Origin of the sequence: Rhodopirellula baltica SH 1, assembly GCF_000196115.1 — a bacterium.
GTDB lineage: Bacteria > Planctomycetota > Planctomycetia > Pirellulales > Pirellulaceae > Rhodopirellula > Rhodopirellula baltica.
The window spans coordinates 3617890-3635576 of record NC_005027.1; the positions used below are offsets into that span (position 1 = coordinate 3617890).

The 17687-nt window shown below is 55.8% G+C and carries 11 protein-coding genes; 5 read left to right on the top strand and 6 right to left on the bottom strand.

Going from position 1 to position 17687, the window contains the following annotated elements:
• Positions 1-78 precede the first annotated feature (78 nt).
• From RB_RS13925 to RB_RS13940, 4 genes are all read right to left on the bottom strand, one after another.
• On the bottom strand, positions 79-591 hold the full coding sequence (locus RB_RS13925; RefSeq protein ID WP_164922010.1) for a glycine cleavage system protein H: 513 nt from the start codon (positions 589-591) through the stop codon (positions 79-81).
• A 19-nt stretch (positions 592-610) separates the two neighbouring features.
• Entirely contained in the window at positions 611-1561 is a 951-nt protein-coding gene (gene thiL / locus RB_RS13930; RefSeq protein WP_011121111.1) for a thiamine-phosphate kinase, read from the bottom strand.
• A 298-nt stretch (positions 1562-1859) separates the two neighbouring features.
• A complete protein-coding gene (locus tag RB_RS13935) occupies positions 1860-2960 on the bottom strand; it encodes a redoxin domain-containing protein (protein WP_164922011.1) in 1101 nt (366 codons plus the stop codon).
• A gap of 166 nt (positions 2961-3126) precedes the next feature.
• Positions 3127-3972 carry a sensor histidine kinase gene (locus RB_RS13940; RefSeq protein ID WP_231845638.1) on the bottom strand — a complete coding sequence of 282 codons (846 nt, stop codon included), beginning with the start codon at positions 3970-3972 and terminating at the stop codon, positions 3127-3129.
• 286 nt (positions 3973-4258) lie between these two features.
• Here RB_RS13940 and RB_RS13945 point away from each other — a divergent pair, with 286 nt between their 5' ends.
• Together RB_RS13945 and RB_RS13950 are read left to right on the top strand one after the other, a co-directional pair.
• Positions 4259-5533 (top strand): LL-diaminopimelate aminotransferase, encoded by a 1275-nt coding sequence (locus RB_RS13945; protein WP_011121115.1) that lies wholly within the window; start codon positions 4259-4261, stop codon positions 5531-5533.
• On the top strand, positions 5521-6735 hold the full coding sequence (locus RB_RS13950; protein ID WP_011121116.1) for a chorismate synthase: 1215 nt from the start codon (positions 5521-5523) through the stop codon (positions 6733-6735). Before RB_RS13945 ends, RB_RS13950 begins: the two co-directional genes overlap by 13 nt.
• A 55-nt stretch (positions 6736-6790) precedes the next feature.
• Here the strand turns inward: RB_RS13950 and RB_RS13955 are convergent, their stop codons facing one another.
• On the bottom strand, positions 6791-8497 hold the full coding sequence (locus RB_RS13955; protein WP_011121117.1) for an RNA polymerase sigma factor RpoD/SigA: 1707 nt from the start codon (positions 8495-8497) through the stop codon (positions 6791-6793).
• Between the two features lie 234 nt (positions 8498-8731).
• Here RB_RS13955 and RB_RS13960 point away from each other — a divergent pair, with 234 nt between their 5' ends.
• Complete coding sequence (locus RB_RS13960) at positions 8732-12217, top strand: [protein-PII] uridylyltransferase family protein (RefSeq protein ID WP_011121119.1); 3486 nt, start codon at positions 8732-8734, stop codon at positions 12215-12217.
• On the opposite strand, the gene RB_RS13965 is transcribed toward RB_RS13960, so the two are convergent.
• Complete coding sequence (locus tag RB_RS13965; protein WP_164922013.1) at positions 12214-15039, bottom strand: protein kinase domain-containing protein; 2826 nt, start codon at positions 15037-15039, stop codon at positions 12214-12216. The two genes, RB_RS13960 and RB_RS13965, sit on opposite strands and share 4 nt — an antisense overlap.
• A 244-nt stretch (positions 15040-15283) precedes the next feature.
• On the opposite strand from RB_RS13965, the gene hemC reads away from it, so the two are divergent.
• Complete coding sequence (gene hemC, locus RB_RS13970) at positions 15284-16264, top strand: hydroxymethylbilane synthase (protein ID WP_261340191.1); 981 nt, start codon at positions 15284-15286, stop codon at positions 16262-16264.
• Between the two features lie 57 nt (positions 16265-16321).
• Positions 16322-17641 (top strand): glutamate-1-semialdehyde 2,1-aminomutase, encoded by a 1320-nt coding sequence (gene hemL / locus RB_RS13975; protein WP_007331929.1) that lies wholly within the window; start codon positions 16322-16324, stop codon positions 17639-17641.
• Positions 17642-17687 lie beyond the last annotated feature (46 nt).

Below are 17687 nucleotides of genomic sequence, written 5' to 3' on the forward strand. Positions count from 1 at the left end.
ATGGGGAACTTCAAACTGGCTTGAAGCAGGCGTGTTTCTTAACTCGGTGGGAGACCACCGAGCTACGGGGCTGGAGGCTCAGTGGTTGGCTTGGCCTTTGATGGTTCGCTGAGCAACCTCCCATGCCTCGTTGAGATGCTCGGCGTATGCGTCCGACGATAACAAATTTTCTTCAGACGTATTGCCGCGAATTTCGATCAGCCAACCGTCGACGTAGGGCGACGCGTTGATCACGGAAGGCTCATCCAATGCATCCGCATTGATCACGATCAGTTCTCCGGCGATAGGAGAAAACAGATCACTCTCGGCCTTTTTGCTCTCGATTGATCCAATCGTCTTGCGAGCAGTCAGTGGCGTCCCGGCTTCGACAATCCAATCCAGAAAATAGACGTCCTGCAGCAAACGCACGGCGTACGCTGACAAACCAAACCGCCACACGCAATGAGCATCGCCCGTGGCGGCTGATTGGTCCGGCGATGGCGTCGCCCACATGTGATTTTTCGCGTAGCGATAACCCTTGGGAAACGACGCATCAAACTCGCCCATTGCGAACGTGAATTGCTCCCCAAGGTCCGAATTGGAATCATTCATTTGAATTGCGCTCGTTGAATCAATTGGCCGCGGCGACATCGGTTTCGCCATGCACAAAACCTTGCGGGAACACTCTTTCAAACTTGCTGGTCGCAACTCGTTTCCATAATCCTGTTCGCCCGACGACTTTGCCAACTCGCGTCACCGGTACACCCCAGTCGGTCGATTCGATGATTGCCGCTTCTTCGGGTGCGACACAGAAGATCAGTTCAAAGTCCTCCCCATCGCTCCAAGCATGCTCAAGCGGAGTCCGACCGCTTTTCTCCGCAAACTGATGTGCGGCTTCTGAGATCGGCAGCGTCTCGAGTTCCAACTCCGCTCCCATGCGACTGGCGGCGAGCATCCGATCGAGATCCAAACTGAATCCGTCGCTGACATCGATCGCAGCATGCACGTTGACCGTTTGTTTCAACTTGGCAGCCAACTCGACGCGTGGTTCAGGTCGAAGATGTCGCCCCAACAAACTACCGCCCAAAGCTCCCGTGACGAACAAAGCGTCCCCTTCTTCGGCACCCGTTCGCAACCATGGTTGTTCTGTCCAACCGAGAATGGTGATGCTGATTGAAAGCGGACCGTCATAAGTCGATAAGTCGCCGCCAGCGATCGCAACTTGATACTTTTGTGCCGCTTCGAGGATGCCCTCGTAGACTTCGCCGGCAATCTCGGTTGCGTTCTCAGCGGGCAACGCCAGGGTCACCAGGGCGGAGGAAGGTGTCGCCCCCATTGCCGCGATGTCGCTGAGGTTGATCGCCATGGCTTTGAAACCGATGTCGGACAGCGACTGTTCTTCCGATCGAAAATCGACGCCGTCGAGAATCTGATCCGTGCAAGCAACCTGGCGAAGCTGAGGTTGGTCGGACGAGACGGATCCCGGCCAATCGATCACAGCCGCATCGTCGCCAATGCCGACTGCGACCTGAGGCAATTGGCGAGTTCGACCGCGAAGGTAAGCGAGGAAGGACTGTTCCATTCTGAGTTTCAGCTTCTATTTCAGGGGAAAATTGATCACACATCTTTGAATGAGATTCACCGTCATGCGTTGCAGTTCAGATGTGTGGCAGTTCAATCATATCAACCGATCGGCGTTGGCCTACGGTTACCGGACGCCAATACGCTCTGACCGACTGATTCCACAGTCCGCAGACATTCAGATGGCAGATTCAAAGCGGCGTTGTCAGGCTGGCCTTCGTTGAAAGTGAGATAACCAGCGATTGTCTTCGCCACAATGGCCCGTCATTACAATCCCCCACAGCGTCATTCCTGGCAGCTTACTCGGCAAGCAATTGCTCGATGCTCTCTCGCATTTGCTGCTCGCCCGGCGTGCCTTGCCAGTTCATTTCACCCTGCCACCATCTGCGAATGAACCCATCCTTGTCAATCAAGTAGGTCGTTGGCCACATGGTGTTCCCCCAGGCGTTCCAGTTGCCCGATTCTTCATCGAATAGCACGGGGTATTCGAAACCGTCTTTTTTGACGGCTTCCAACACGCGTTCCCGACTACGCTCAGCGGACGTTTCGGGGCGTTGAATTCCGATCACCACCAATCCCTTGTCGGCCATATCGTCATGCCAAGCTTGGTAGTGAGGGAAGTTCCGTTGGCAGTTGATGCACTGAAACGCATAGAAGTACACCGCGACGACCTTGCCCCGCAGATCTTCCATCGTCACGGGTTCTCCTTGAAGCCACTCGGCACCGTCGAGCACAAACTCCGGAGCTCTCGGGTAGGTTCGCTTCACTTTGGAGAAATCAAACGTCTTGCCTAACAACGTTCCAATCTTGGCCTGCTGATCCCGAGTCAATTCGCCGACCAAACTTTGGCGTTCACGTGCCTGGATTGCAGCAACGTCTGCGGCCGCTTCGCCGGCTTCCAGTTCTTTGTCCGCAACCTGCTTCTGCAGTTTCGCGACTTCTTTGTCTGTTGTGGCGAAGGTCGCCTTCAACTTTTCGACTTGGCTATCGTTCAACCCCAGTGCCGTGACCGCATCCGGATGAACCACGAACCGAGTGCCCGCGGCCTGTTTCTCGAGTTGCTTCAAACGATTCATCTGATCGTCAGACAAGATGCCAGAGAGCCGGGCTTTCAGCATCGCCGTCAGCTCACGGATCTCGTTGGCTTGTTTATCCAAAGGAGCGATCCGATTGACCCACCATCGAGGATCAACTTCGCCAATGGCGTTGTACACCTGATCAATTTGTTCCGTCGACAGTTGCAACTCCGCGTGAACGGAATCGTCACGAACCATTTGCAACACGTACGGCGAAGCGGGCGTACCAGAAGGCTCTGCGGCGCCCGCTGGTTGCGACACCAATGATACTGACAACGCCCCCAATACCCCGGCGAACAAGATCAGGCCAACTCGAATCGACATAGGGAATCTCTTTGAAAAAGGCGGAATCGCTGGTGAACAGGCGGTATTGGTGAGTTTTTCTCGCACGTCGTTTCGCGAAATCGAGCCGTGCGATCACCAACAAGTGATCCGGTGCGAGATGGTCGTTTTCGCTCATTCTCCGCCATCGATCAGTCCCTGTGGTGAATCATCCTAAACGGGCGGGCACCGGAAATTGCAAACTGAACTTCGTCCCGCGACCAGTTTCGCTCTGCACGGAAATGCGTGCCCCGTGAGCTTCAATGATCTTCCGCGCGGTTGGCAGACCCAGCCCAGAGCCGCCGTCTTTTGTGCTGTAGAAAGGCTCGAACATGTGCAGCACCGTGTTGTCGTCGACGCCGGTTCCGGTATCGATCAAATCCAAATTCACGCCACCGCGGGTGCTGTAGGTCCGTGCCCAAAGTTGTCCGCCATCGGGCATCGCTTCCAAAGCGTTCTTCACCAGATTCATCAGTGCCGATTGCAATGCGTCACTGTGCAAGCGTATCGATGGCAGGTCGGGATCCAGATAGCGTTGTAGTTCCACGTCTTGAGAATCAGCCTGAGCCTGATAGGCATCGAGGACTTGCTGAATCTGATCGTTCAGACTGCCGGGAACCAGGTCGATGTGGCGTAAACGGGCAAATCGCAGAAAGTCTCGCAGCAACCCTTCCATGCGTTCGCATTGATTTCGAACCATGTCGACTCGATTTTGACAGCGACGACTCGACGGAGAATCGATCTCCATCAGATCTTCGCTTAACAAATCGATGTTCATGTGAATGATCGAGAGCGGATTCTTGATCTCGTGAGCCAGCGAACCGGCGAGTTCAGCCAATTCTTCGTACTGCCCGCGAGCCTCACGCATCTCCGCCTCATGACGTGCTTCGTCGCGAGAACGCTTGCTACGAGAGGCCGCCGACCGTCCAACATTCACCTCGTCACCCGATTCGTTCGGGGGATACGCGTTGTCCTGGCTGGGATTGTCTTGATTAGAAAAAATGGGCTCGGACATGGATGAACGCGGGACAAAGGGCGGGCGACGGTTCGGCCCCATCTCTCCGGAGGGCTCAGCAACCGTCAATTGTATCGCTGAAACGGGTCGCTGCCGATTGCCGACGGGGCGATTTCATGGGCGATCCTCCCGATTCACTCATCCGCGGCGTGGGCAGGCAGATGGCACATGCGGAGCGATTGAAAGGTCCAAGGTGAGGATCTCGCGACCTCGACGAAAGCGTCATTCGCGGCTAAAACATTTGGCTCGCTCATTTCATTTCCCGAACGATCTCGATGGGTCGCAAATGTCCTCCGCTGCCGCAGCTTCCGAAACCACTCAGAACTCCGACCCGTACATTCAATCGCTGTTTGCCGAACGAATTGGCGGGGCGAACTACGGCAAAAGCACCGAGATTTACAAGTTCGAAAAGATCAAGCGAGCCAAACGCAAAGCCCTCGCGGATCATCCTGAACGACAATTGCTCGATTTCGGAATCGGTGAAAACGACTCGATGGCAGACGCCTCGATTCGCGAAGTGATGGGCCGGGAAATCAACCAAGTCGAAAATCGCGGATATGCCGACAACGGTGTCGCTGAGTACAAGGAAGCCGCCGCACGCTTCATGCAGCGTCAATTCGGCGTGAAGTTGGATCCTGAAACACAAATCAACCACTGCATCGGCAGCAAACCCGCCTACGCGATGTTGCCCGCCTGTTTCATCAATCCAGGCGACATCACCATGATGACCGTGCCCGGTTATCCAGTCGCGGGCACACACACTCGTTATTACGGTGGCGACGTGTACCGATTGCCATTGCTGGCCGAAAACAAGTTCTTGCCGGACTTGGACGCGATTCCTGACGACGTGTTTCGTCGCACGAAGTTGATGATTCTCAACTACCCGAACTCGCCCACCGGTGGTACCGCCCCGAAGTCTTTCTTCGAAGACGTGATCACGTTGGCGAAAGAAAAGGAGTTTGTGGTCGTCAACGATGCCGCCCACATCATGCTGACCTTCGACGGCAAACCCACCAGTTTCCTGGAAGTTCCCGGGGCACTCGATGTCGGTGTCGAAGTTCACTCGATGAGCAAGGGTTACGACATGATCGGATGGCGAATGGGATTCGTCGCCGGTCACCCATTGGTTGTCAAAGCGTTCTCGGATGTCAAAGACAACAGCGACAGCGGTCAGTTCATTGCCACCCAAAAGGCCGCTGCGGCGGCGCTTGATGACGACTCGATTCCAGAGCGTATTCGCACCAAATACCGCCGACGAATGGAAAAGTTGGTCAAGGTACTGCGTGACTGCGGTTTCGAAGCCGAAATGCCAGGCGGAACCTACTTCCTCTACACCAAATCGCCCACGGGAACGGCCAGTGGCGAAACCTTCGCCGCTGCTGAAGATGCGACCCGTTTCTTGATTGAAGAAAACGGAATCGTCACGGTGCCATGGGACGATGCCGGTTCGTTCCTTCGTTTCAGCGTCACTTACATCGCCGAAGATGAAGCCGCCGAAGACGCTTTGATGGCCGAAACGGCTGCCCGGTTGAGCGGAGCCGGTTTCCAATGGAAATCCTAGGCGGTCCCCATTTCGCAGTCGCGGGCGCCGGCGAAAGTCACGGTCCCGCGGTCACGACGATCATTCATGGATCCCCTCCGGGATTCCGGATTCGTCGCTGCGATGTGCAACCGTTCCTGGATCGACGCCGCCCCGGCGGCAACAAACATGGCACGCCGCGAAACGAGAAGGACAAAGTTGTCTTTCTAGCCGGCCTGTACCGAGACGATACGGATGCGTTGCTGACCGGATCGAAACTGACGGTCGATGTCGATGATCAGTCCTTCGAAACGGAAGGATACGAAGATGGATTCACAACCGGTGAACCTATCGCCGCGATCGTTTTATCGACTAGCAAAAAGTCGGGTGACTACACCCAGTTCAGCGGCCCGACCGGCGAAGTCCGGCCCGGGCACACTGACCTGGTGAAATTCCATCAGTCCAAAGGCTTCGTCGACGTTCGCGGCGGCGGACGGTCGAGCTATCGCTCCACAATCACCGATGTGATTGGTGGCAGCGTTGCTCGAATCATTCTGCGAGAGTGTTTTGGAACTCGGTTTGTCTCTTCCATTTGCCAAGTCGGATCGTTGAAGTCCAAACAGAGCTTGGCCGACACGCTGACGATCGACAACATTGACGAAATCGAAACCTCGCTTGGTGAAGCCGAGATCGCATCAATCGATCACGAATTTGCAAATGAAGCGGGCGAACTGATCAAAGAAACTCGCAAACGCGGCAATTCTCTTGGTGCGGCTGTCGAAGTGGTTGCCGTTGGAGTTCCGCCACTGCTCGGCCAACCGCTCTACCAAAGCCTGAAGGTTCGGCTGATGGGAGCTCTCGGTGGGCTCAACGCGGTTCAATCGTGCGAGATCGGATCGGGCGTTGATGTCATCCCAAGAACCGGAAGTGAAAACAACGACCCGATTCGCAGCAGCGGCTACCAGTCCAACACGCACGGCGGGTTGCTCGGCGGCATCACAACGGGCAGCCCGTTGGTTGCGAGAGTTGGTTTCAAACCCACCTCGACCATCAACTTGCCGCAAGATTCCGTCAACAAACGCTTGGACGAAATCGAATTTGAGTTGGCAAAAGGCCGGCATGATCCATGCGTCGGCGTGCGAGCCGGTGTGACGTTGGAATCACGCATGGCAATCGAGCTGCTCAACTCGGTGTTGGCGTATCAAGCCACCGCACATTGCGGTGACTCGATCAAGCTGTTTTGAATTTGCGAACGTTGCTCGCTTGGTCGAAACCGAGCGAATCATGCAACGACGATCCTTAGATCGCTTCGCTGCCTTCGAACAACGATACTTCGGCTCCATCGAGGAAGCTCACCAACGACTTGGCCCGGTAAGGCTGCTGAAGTTTTCGAACAGCTTTGCTTTCGATCTGGCGAACACGTTCGCGAGTGACCTGGAAGATCCGGCCAACCTCTTCCAACGTGTACGTGTATCCGTCAGCCAAACCGTATCGCAAGCGAAGGATTTCCCGCTCGCGATAATTCAGCGTTTCCATCGCCAAGTCGATCTGATGCTTGAGAGCCTCTCGGTTGGTTTCGACCAATGGATCGTCGTCCCGGTGATCTTGTAGGAATTCGCCAAAGACACTGTCGTCGTGATCGCCCACCGGCTGATCCAGCGACAATGGCTGACGGCTCATCTTCAGGATCACACGAGTGTCATCCAAAGACAAACCACTTCGCTTGGAAACTTCTTCGGCGGTTGGTTCGCGGCCGTGTTCTTGCACCAAATCACGAGTGATCTGGCGGATTTTGTTCATCGTGTCGATCATGTGAACGGGAACACGGATCGTACGACTTTGATCCGCAATCGCTCGTGTGATCGCCTGACGAATCCACCATGTTGCGTAGGTGCTGAATTTGTAGCCACGAGCGTGTTCGAATTTATCGACCGCTCGCATCAAACCGGTGTTGCCTTCCTGAATCAAATCCAAGAATGACAATCCGCGGTTGCGATATTTCTTGGCGATCGAAACGACCAATCGCAGGTTCCCGGCGGACAGAACACGTTTGGCCGCGTCGTAGTCATCGCGATAGGTATCGCAACGGTCGACTCGGCGAGACAACGTGCGAGGTGTTTCGTAGGTCAATCGCATCAGACTGCGAAGCTCGGAACGCAGCTCATCACCTGATGGCATACCAGGCATGGTCGAACGGTGAGCGTCAGCCAGGATGGCTTTGATTTCTTGCATGCGTTCGCAACTGCGACGCAGCTTTTCGAAGATGGGCTGCAGCTTGTTCGTTCGCAGGTTCATTTCTTCCACCAAACGAACCGCTTTGTTCCGGCGGATCACCAGGTTTCGCCAAGCAGCACGTCGACGACGCATCGGCAACGACGAGTTGATCGCAACCATGTAGTCGCCACGATTTTGACGCAGCAGGTAATCAAGTGTCCGAGTGTTGGGAACGATCCGTTTCATGATCGCCTTTTTCTCAGCCGCGTTGGTCACGCTGACTTCGATCGTGCGGTCCAATCGCAATTGTTTGTCGCGGACTTGTTGCAGCAACTTCAAAGCCGCCTGCAACATGAAGTCCGTCGCCATCATGCAATGACGATAGCGTTCGCGAGTGGCTTCGATCTGCTGGGCAGCAGCCACTTCTTGATCCCGTGTCAGCAAAGGGATTTGTCCCATTTGCATCAAATACATACGCACGGGATCTTCGGTCGGGTCGGTTGGAAACTCATCGCGACGCGAAACAACGTCTTCATCCCCCGCCGCACCTGATTCAATTTCCTCGGAGATAGAATCCGAGAACTCTTGACCCATTGTGCGTGATCGGCGATTCACCGAATCCTCGGCATCAAAGGCGTCGTCCTGCAAGCTACGGCGGCTGAGCTTCTTTCCCATCAAGGTCTCCTCGACACCCGAAACAACATCAACACGGTTGGGTGAATGAGACCAAGCACCGGCGGTGCCATTCGCCTGTTGAGGCAACGCATAAATCATAGCAAACCGTTGTCGCATAGAGGTTTAGGCGGATTAACCGCCCGCGGGGTGGATAAGCTTGCGACGTGACGTGTGGGTTCAAGACATCACCAATGTTGCGTTCCCGCAACGTTCGATGAAAAACCACCACACGCCTCAACTTCGTGATTATTTGATGCACGACGTTCCCCCGCCTCGCATATAAAAACGTAGGTCACGTCTGAGTGATGTCGCACAAGATTCGCAATTCGTTGTCATCATTTTGGCCCAACGGTGGATCAACCCAGCTGGTCCGTGGGGACAACGCTCCACCCAACCAGCAACAGCAAACCCTCCTTGAGCTGCATCAGTGAATCAGGGTGCCCCACCGTCCGCTACAACGATCCCCACCCACCGTTTAAACTCGCTCGTCGCGTCAAAGCAAAAGTGCTCAATCGCGAATGCGGTCCATACAATGGGACGCAACTCGACGACGTGAAGTTCCGTGGAGCCCTCGAATGCGACTGGATGGATTGGATGAGTGACTGGGCCGACTACTCGCCGTTAAGCCCCGAACATGTCGCCGATCCGTCTCGTGTTGCCAAATCATTGGCCGCGATCGCCGACAGCGGGGTCTCCGAAGACCTGCTGCAATTGTTGTGGTCCGGTTTGGTCGAGCACCTGCACCTGACCGACGATCCTGACGAATCGATCGATCGATTGAGTCAATTCATCGGCGTCTCTCGCAGTCCAATGGCGTTGCTTGCGTTGTTCGAACGCGACCCAATGATGCTGCCGGCGTTGCTGCAAGTTTTGAGCACCAGCCCCGCCATCGCGAAACTTTTGATCAATGACCCCGAAAGCTTCGACCTGATCCGAGCCAGCGATGGATCGCCCGCCCAGCGTTCCGTTTTGGTCGATGAACTATCGGGCGAAATGGAGACGATCCAGACCAACCGCCGAGCCGCCTTTGCGATCCGCCGTTTCGCCAGCCGCGAAATTCTGCGGATCGCCTACGGAGAATTCGTGCGTGGATTGCCACCGGACAAAGTTCAATCGCAGATCAGCTTCGTCACTGATGCGATCATGGAGGCCGCGTTGGCATTCGCGACAGCATCCGTTTCATCCAAAAAGCCGACTCCACAACGCATCGACGGCAGTCAGCCTCAATTTTCGGTCATCGCCCTCGGCAATTACGGCGGACAAGAAATCGGTTACGAGTCGCAATTGGACCTTCTGCTGCTGTGCGACCAAATTGACCGCAAAAATTCCAGCCACGTCGAATTTCACAAGCGAGTCGCGCAAAGCCTCGTGGAACTGCTCCAGTCCAACGGCAGTCAAGTAATCCCGTTCACCTTGAGATTTGACCATCAACCCACCCAAAACGAGTTGGCGCTGTCGGACACTCAGCGACTGGGCGTTCAATCGACTCGCCCCCAATCCTCACTGGGAAGACAAACCAGCGTCAACTCAGGGGCGGATATCGACTTCTTCGGCATCAGCGAAGCGGCGACGCACTACGAGAGAAACGGTCGGACCTGGCAACGACTCGCGTTCGTTAAAGCGAGGCATGCGGCGGGCAACGAAGCGTTGTCCAAAGCGTTTCTCAATCGCATGGAACCTTGGGTCTACCATCACCTGCTGACCCGTAGCGAAATCGCCGACATCCGCGTGCTGCGTCGCAAACTAGAGAAGCGAGCCCTCGCGACGACGTCGACTGAAAGTACACCGATTTCCGATGTTCCGGGTGGCCGCCGCGACATTGAATTGACGATCCAGTTTTTGCAACTGCTTCACGGAGGAGATCTTCCCGATGTTCGAGTCACGGGGACGCTCCACGCGATCACTGAACTTTCGCGTCATGGGTGTTTGACTTCGCAAGAAGCCACGATTCTGTCGACCAACCACGCAAAACTCTGTCGTTTGGAACACTTGCTGGCGGTCCTGTTTGACCATCGCATCTCGCACTTGCCTGACGATCCCGACGTGCGAGCGCGTCTGGCTTGGCGTCTCGGTGTTCGAACGGAATCCGAGAGCGGCAAGGCCATCCATGTTAAAGGCGACGCCGAACGATTCGCGAAAATGTTGCAGGAAACATTCGATGTGAATCGGAAAATCATCAACCACTTGATGGTCGATGAAGTGCCTCCAAGCGAGTTGCCTGAATCGAGCGAAGGGCAGGGCGACGGATCGGAAAATGACGCTGGTACTCAGCGTGATCTAGCCGTGATCACGGAATTGATTCTGGACCCCGATCCCGACATCGATGCGTTCGAGCAAACAATTGCACAATATCGATTCAGCAATGTTCCTCAAGCGATTTCGAACGTGATCGCGCTCAGCCAAGAGACAGTTTCGTTCTTGTCCCCGCGTCGTTGCCGTCACTTCTTTGCCGCGGTCGCTCCACGTGTGCTGCAAGAAATCTCGGCCTCACCCGATCCCGATTCGACACTTGCTCGTTTGGTCGCGATGACAGATTCGATTGGTGCCAAGGCGACTTTGTGGGAACTTCTGCGAACCAACGACGCAACCTTGCAACTCACGATCTCAATGTGTTCGCTGGCACCCTATTTGACGAACATCTTGATCGACCATCCCGGAATGATCGATGAGTTGATCGACTCGTTGGTAATGGATCGTTTGCCCACCACGGAACGTTTGGACGCTCAAACGATTCGATTGTGCGATGGAGTCGATGAGATCGTCGACGTCCTACGTCACGTCAAAGCGAGTGCCCATCTGATGATCGGTGTTCGCGATTTGCTGGGCAAAGAATCGATCGACGCAATCAGCCGGTCGTTGACCGACATCGCGGAAGCTTGCTTGCGGCGAGTGGTCGATCAAGAACACGAACTCCTCGCACAACGATATGGCGATCCACTTGATTCAAACGGCGAACCATCGGAACTGGTTGCGGTGGCGCTGGGCCGTTTCGCTGGCGGCGAGATGAATTACCACAGCGACCTGGATGTCACGTTCGTGTACACGGCAGAAGGCGAGACCCAACGCCGTGTTGGTGGTCCTCGTTCCACGCTTTCCAACCGGCAATTCTTCAATCAACTCGCCGGCAACATCCTTCGTCGAATGGATCAATCCAGTGAAGGACGTTTGTATGAAATGGACTTGCCCTTTGCCGGAGGAGCAGACGAATCTGTTTTGGCGATGTCACGAGACCAATTTCTCAAACCATTCCGCCAAAAAACTTCGTCGCTTTGGCAATCGGTCGCTTTGTGCAAAGCGCGTCCGATCTCGGGTTCTCGCGAGGCCCGCGAATCCATTGAACGAATGCTTCGCCGCGTGACCCGCAGCGTTAGTTGGCGAGACAGCATGAACGGCAAACTTCGTGAATGGCGTGAGAACAGTGAGTCGACCGCCGGACCAAACAATCTGAAACGCGGTGCCGGTGGATTGGTCGACATCGAACTCATCGCCGCCGTTGGTGTGCTTCGAACCGCCGACTCCGAAGATTTTCCTCTGCACGCCAACACAGTTCAGTGTCTCGAAGAACTCTCGCGTGCCCAGTGTTACTCGCCCGAGGACATTCAGACATTAGCTCGCAATTATCGTTATTTGCGAAGCATCGAGGGCAAACTTCGTTTGCTCAACACCGTCGCGAGACACGAATTGCCACTCGGTTTTGATGACGAAGAAGCGCCGCTGGAACTCAAGCAATTAGCAAGTTTGACTTCGGCGGACTCGCCCCAAGCTCTATTGCGCGAGTGCGAGGCGGTCCGCAAAGAAAACCGCGAGCTGTTGAATCGCCTGGTTCCAAAGTCTTAAAGAGTCGCTTCGATCCACTCTCGCCAATCTTGCCACTGCATTTCGTCCATGCTGGACGTTGGCAACGAAGGCAGCATCACGGTGCGTCCCAAATCGGGACGTTCCAAGTGCACCGAAAGCAACCCGTTGATATCGAGCTCGAAGCCAAGTCGTCGCATTGGATTCACTTCGTCCGGTGCGACCTCGATCGTATGACGTCCCAGCGTTTGCCAGTTCTCACCGTTCTTGCCGGAAGATTCCACCAACGACAACGTCATGCGGTTGTCGCGCGCGGTTCCGTTGAGTTGCCGGTTTGTCCGGGCGGGTGTGGGCGTTCCTCGAGGAATGATAGGCAGAATCCTTCGCTTCCCATCACGATCTGCGACGACGAATCCAATCGAGTGTCCAGCAACGCCCTTGGCGGGAGGCTCTGAACACAGTTGACCTGGCAATTCAGAAGCCACGCAAGCGGCAGCACCATGGGCCGCGTCGACTTGATCGTAAAACGCAATCGCCGCGTTGGGTGCTCCTTTCCTCAACACTCGATCGCGAATCGCAGGCAGTCGCAGCAACGGCCCCATCGCCAAACAGTGCTTCAAGTCCGAAGGCAAAACACCGGCTCGCTGACAAACCAAACGAATACTTTCTTCGATAGAAAGCAGGAGATCTTCGCACTCGGTCAACCATTCGTCTCGGGTCAGTTCCACCGAATCGATGTGCCCCTGGTGTGCGATTTCGACGCGAGTTTCAGGCATCAGCAACAATTGATTCATCGCTCGTTCGCCCGCCATTTGAATGCGGGTGACGTGAATCAGTTCTTGACGATTTGCGGGTAAACCTTGGATACGTTTGGGTGCACAAGGCAATCGCGAGGAGATCATTTCGACCAATCGTCGCGACCAAGCCATCGTGCTGTGGCACCAATGTCCCGCCGTCGCAATTTGCCGAATTTGTCCACCGTAGACTTGCAATACGGAGACATCCAATGATTGCCCCGTCAGACCCACGTACAAAATCGGCGCGGAGGATTGCGAATCGATTGGCGGCAGGGGCGTCTCTTCAAAACTGCTGCGATGTGGACTTGTCATTGCAAATCGCGTCACCGCGATGCTTCGTTCAATCAATCGAACTGCCGGCAGACCGGCCAATTGTGCCGACTGATAGATCGCTCGACGATGCAGTTGGTCGTAACTTGACGGGACAGTGATCGCGACCGCATCGGGCCACCGTTCATGTCGCTTCCAACTCGTTCCCAGCGCCATCGGCGACGATGAATCCCCATCGGGTGACCCCGGAGAATTCACTTGGGTCAATGTGTTGCCCAGCAAATGCCGCATGCACAATCCCATCGTGACCTCGGGCGGGCACATTCGCCCACCGATCCGACGCATCATGTCGTCCCGGCCGAAGTACATCATTTGACAATGTGCCACCCGCTGCGGGTGACGCTCACGACGTTCATAGGCACTGTCGCCAAACAGGATGGTCGATTGCCCGGTATCTCGATCGGTCTTTTCGGCAACAGCAATTCGGCACAATGGGCGAGGCCCTTGAGCCGACATTCCCGGCCAACCCGCGAGCATGTTGCCATCGGACTGAGTGATTGCGGTCGCGGCGTGGGTCATGCCAAGTTCAATGCCAATGACACTGAGTAATCCGCGTCGCGTGGACTCCCCGCCCACCGTTGTGTGGTCTTCGCCGGTTTCGCGGCGAGCAAAGTCGAGCACCCAGGCGGGAGTCGAACGGTCGTTGTCGTATGGAGCCATCGCGCGGGCGACCTCGTCCATCGACCCATATCGCTCGGCGGGATCTTTCGCCAGCATTCGTCGTACGATGTCGGCCAGTTTTAAGTCGACGTCGTTTCGAAGCGTCATCAGGTCAGGTACTTCGCCATGCCGGTGACCATACAGCTGTTCGACCAAGTCACCGGTAAACGGAGGGTGCCCCATCAGCAGGTAAAACAGCGTCGCGCCCAGCGAGTATTGATCGCTTCGCGAATCGGCCGAGTTGGCGTCTTCGAGCTGTTCGGGTGAGATGAACGACAACGTCCCAAGTAGCGGCCGGTTTTTAGCTTCGGTTGATGCCGAGTTGAGCGAATCTTCTTCGTCTGGCAAATCCATCTCCCGAGGCTTCAAACCACGAGGTGACGGATACCATTCGGCGGAGAAACGGGCCAACCCGAGATCTAACAACTTGATCGTTCCGTCGTGGGCTCGCATCAAGTTACCGGGTTTGACATCGCGGTGGACGATGCCCGCCGCGTGCGCGTGGTGCAATGCAAATGCTGCTTGGCGGATTGCCGAGGCTGCATCACCAATCGACATCGGGCCTTGATCATTGACCCATTGCGACAGAGTTCGCCCGTCAACGTATTCCATCGCCATGTAGTGGATGCCGTCCGCTTCGCCGGCATCAAAGGCTGTGACGATGTTCGGATGCATCAAACTCGAGGCCGCACGAACCTCTTCGTAGAATCGATTGACCGACTCCACTCGATCGAGCCAACGTGTTGGCAGGATTTTCAGCGCAACCTTTCGTCCCATCGATCGGTGCTCCGCGAGGAACACTTCGCCCATGCCTCCTCGACCGATCGGGCGTCCAACTTTGTAGACACCCACAATCTCGGGGATAGACCGATGGAAGCTTTCGACTTCAAATCCAACCTCAGAATGAGTTTGGTCACGCGTTAATTCGCCCATTGAATCCGCATGCGACGCATCCAATCGATCAGCCCACGAACTCGCATCGTCACTACCGGGCTCTTTCGAGTTATCGGAGAGACGTCGCATGGCCTGGCCGGCGGGATCGCCGATCAGTTCCGGTTCGTCGGGAGAATTGGACAATGGCAGACGAAGAATGAGGGATAGCGAGTGCACAATGAGTGCACCCGGGACACAACCAAGACTCGTCCGGACCAAGTCGCACTCGGTTCCGGATTTGGCACCCTCGGCCTACACTCTTCCTACTAGCGTAACGACGCAGCGGAAGATTTTCCGCCATGATTTTCGCAATTTCGGCCGTTCAGTCCACCCTTCCACCGAATAAACCGCAACCGTGGCCCCGACTCCCCCCTCCGACACCACCCGCCTGCGAATCGCCACCCGAGAAAGCCCCCTGGCCATGTGGCAGGCCGAACATGTCGCCAAATTGTTGAAAAAGCACGGTTTCCAGACCGAAATCGTGCCCTTGGTCAGCAAAGGCGACACCGACATGCGGCCGATCGATGGGACTCGCCAAGTCGGTTTGTTCACCAAACGGATCCAACAAGCCTTGGTTGACGATGAAGCCGACGTCGCGGTTCACTCCTTGAAAGACTTGCCCACCGAGCCGGACAGTCGTTTCGTTTTGGCCGCCGTCCCGCCGCGAGAATCGGTGCTCGACGCTCTGGTGTTTGCCGACAACAGCCCACATTTGGAGTCCCAAACCGGCGCCGAGTCACCGCTGGACTATTTGCCGCAGGGAGCTCGAGTTGGAACGGGTAGCACTCGCCGGTTAGCTCAATTGAAGCAACTTCGTCCCGACCTGGAAGTCCTTCCTATTCGCGGAAACGTTCAAACTCGATTGGCCAAACTCAACGCCGGCGAGTTCGACGCGATTGTTTTGGCCCACGCTGGGATCTTGCGTTTGGAAATGACCGATCTGCCGCATCGTTTATTTCCTCTCGATGAGATGATTCCCGCCCCCGGCCAAGGTGCCTTGGGAATCGAAGTTCGAAGCGACGACGCCGGAGCCATGGATGCGATCGCAAACCTAAACGATGCGGCAGCTCGATTGGCTGCGACGGCGGAGCGAAAGGTGCTATCGGAACTTCACGGCGGATGCTTGGCTCCGATCGCTTGCCATGCCAAATTGGAAACATCTAACCACGGCACCGAGCTATGTCTGCGGGCAATCGTGATGTCAGCCGATGGCGAACAACGGTTGCAGGAAGACGCTCGCATCACTGTCCAGCCGAACGACGCTGACTTGCACGTTGCCGAAGCTCACGAGTTGGGAACACTCGTTGCCAAACGTTTGCGAGACAAAGGTGCAGACAAACTGATCAGCACCGTTCGTGAAAATCACTGACGTCCAGCGACAAACTCTGCACGACATCATCACTTCGTTTCACCACCACCTACGACCATGAACTCACCCGCGAATTCCTCCGCTGCTCGTCCCGCCGCTGGTCCCAAAAGCGTCGCCGCATTCCAACGTGCCTCCGCGTTGATGCCCGGTGGCGTCAACTCGCCTGCCCGAGCATTCGGTGCCGTGGGTGGCACCCCCTTGTTCATCGAGCGGGCGGAAGGCCCTTACTTGTACGACATCGATGGCAACCGATACATCGATTACATCGGATCATGGGGACCGATGATATTGGGGCATGCCCACCCCGAGGTCATCAATGCAATCACGCAAGCCGCGGCAAAGGGAACGAGCTACGGCGCACCAACCGAAGCGGAATCGCGACTCGCCGAACAGATCATCGAAGCCGTTCCCAGCATCGAAAAGGTTCGCTTGGTCAACAGCGGAACGGAAGCAACTATGAGTGCGTTGCGAGTCGCTCGTGGAGCAACCGGGCGAAAGAAGGTCATTAAATTCGCGGGCAACTATCACGGGCACGTGGACTCATTGCTCGTCGCCGCCGGAAGTGCCGCGGCAACATTGGGTGCACCTGATTCTCCCGGCGTCACTCCTGGTGCGGCCGAAGACACATTGGTTCTTTCGTACAACGATGTGTCGGGATTGCAGAACGCATTCGCTCAACATGGCGACGACATCGCGGCGTTGATCCTCGAACCCGTTGTGGGAAACATGGGGTGCGTTCTGCCAACGATGGAGTTTCTCAACGCAGCTCGCGATTTGACGACGAAGCATGGATCGATCCTGATCTTTGATGAGGTCATGACAGGTTTTCGCGTGGCATACGGTGGTGCCCAAGAACGATTTGGAGTCACGCCCGATATGACCACGCTCGGCAAAATCGTTGGCGGCGGAATGCCACTGGGTGCTTACGGCGGTCGAGCCGACATCATGAACCAAGTACTTCCAGCGGGAAAAGTTTTCCAGGCGGGTACGCTGAGCGGAAACCCCGTTGCCGTCGCGGCTGGTTCGGCGACGCTTCGTTTGTTGAAAGAGAACCCTCCTTACGAACAACTCGAACGATTGGCGGATCGCTTGGCCGATGGCCTGGATCGCGCGGCGACCTCAGCGGGAATGGCTCACACCGTTGCCAAGGCGGGTGCGATGCTGACGCTGTTCTTCAACCCCGAACCAGTCGATTGCTGGGCCGTGGCTGATCGTTGTGATCGAGAAGCCTTCGGACGCTACTTCTGGGGATTGATTGACGAAGGCATCTACATGCCATGCAGTCAATTCGAAGCATTGTTTTTCAGCCAACAGCACACCGAGGCCATGATCGACGAAACCATCGCCGCGGCGGAAAAGGTTCTGAAGTCGCTGTAGGTTTGGCGTCTCATGTTCGGTGATGATCCAACCAGAATCGCCGACG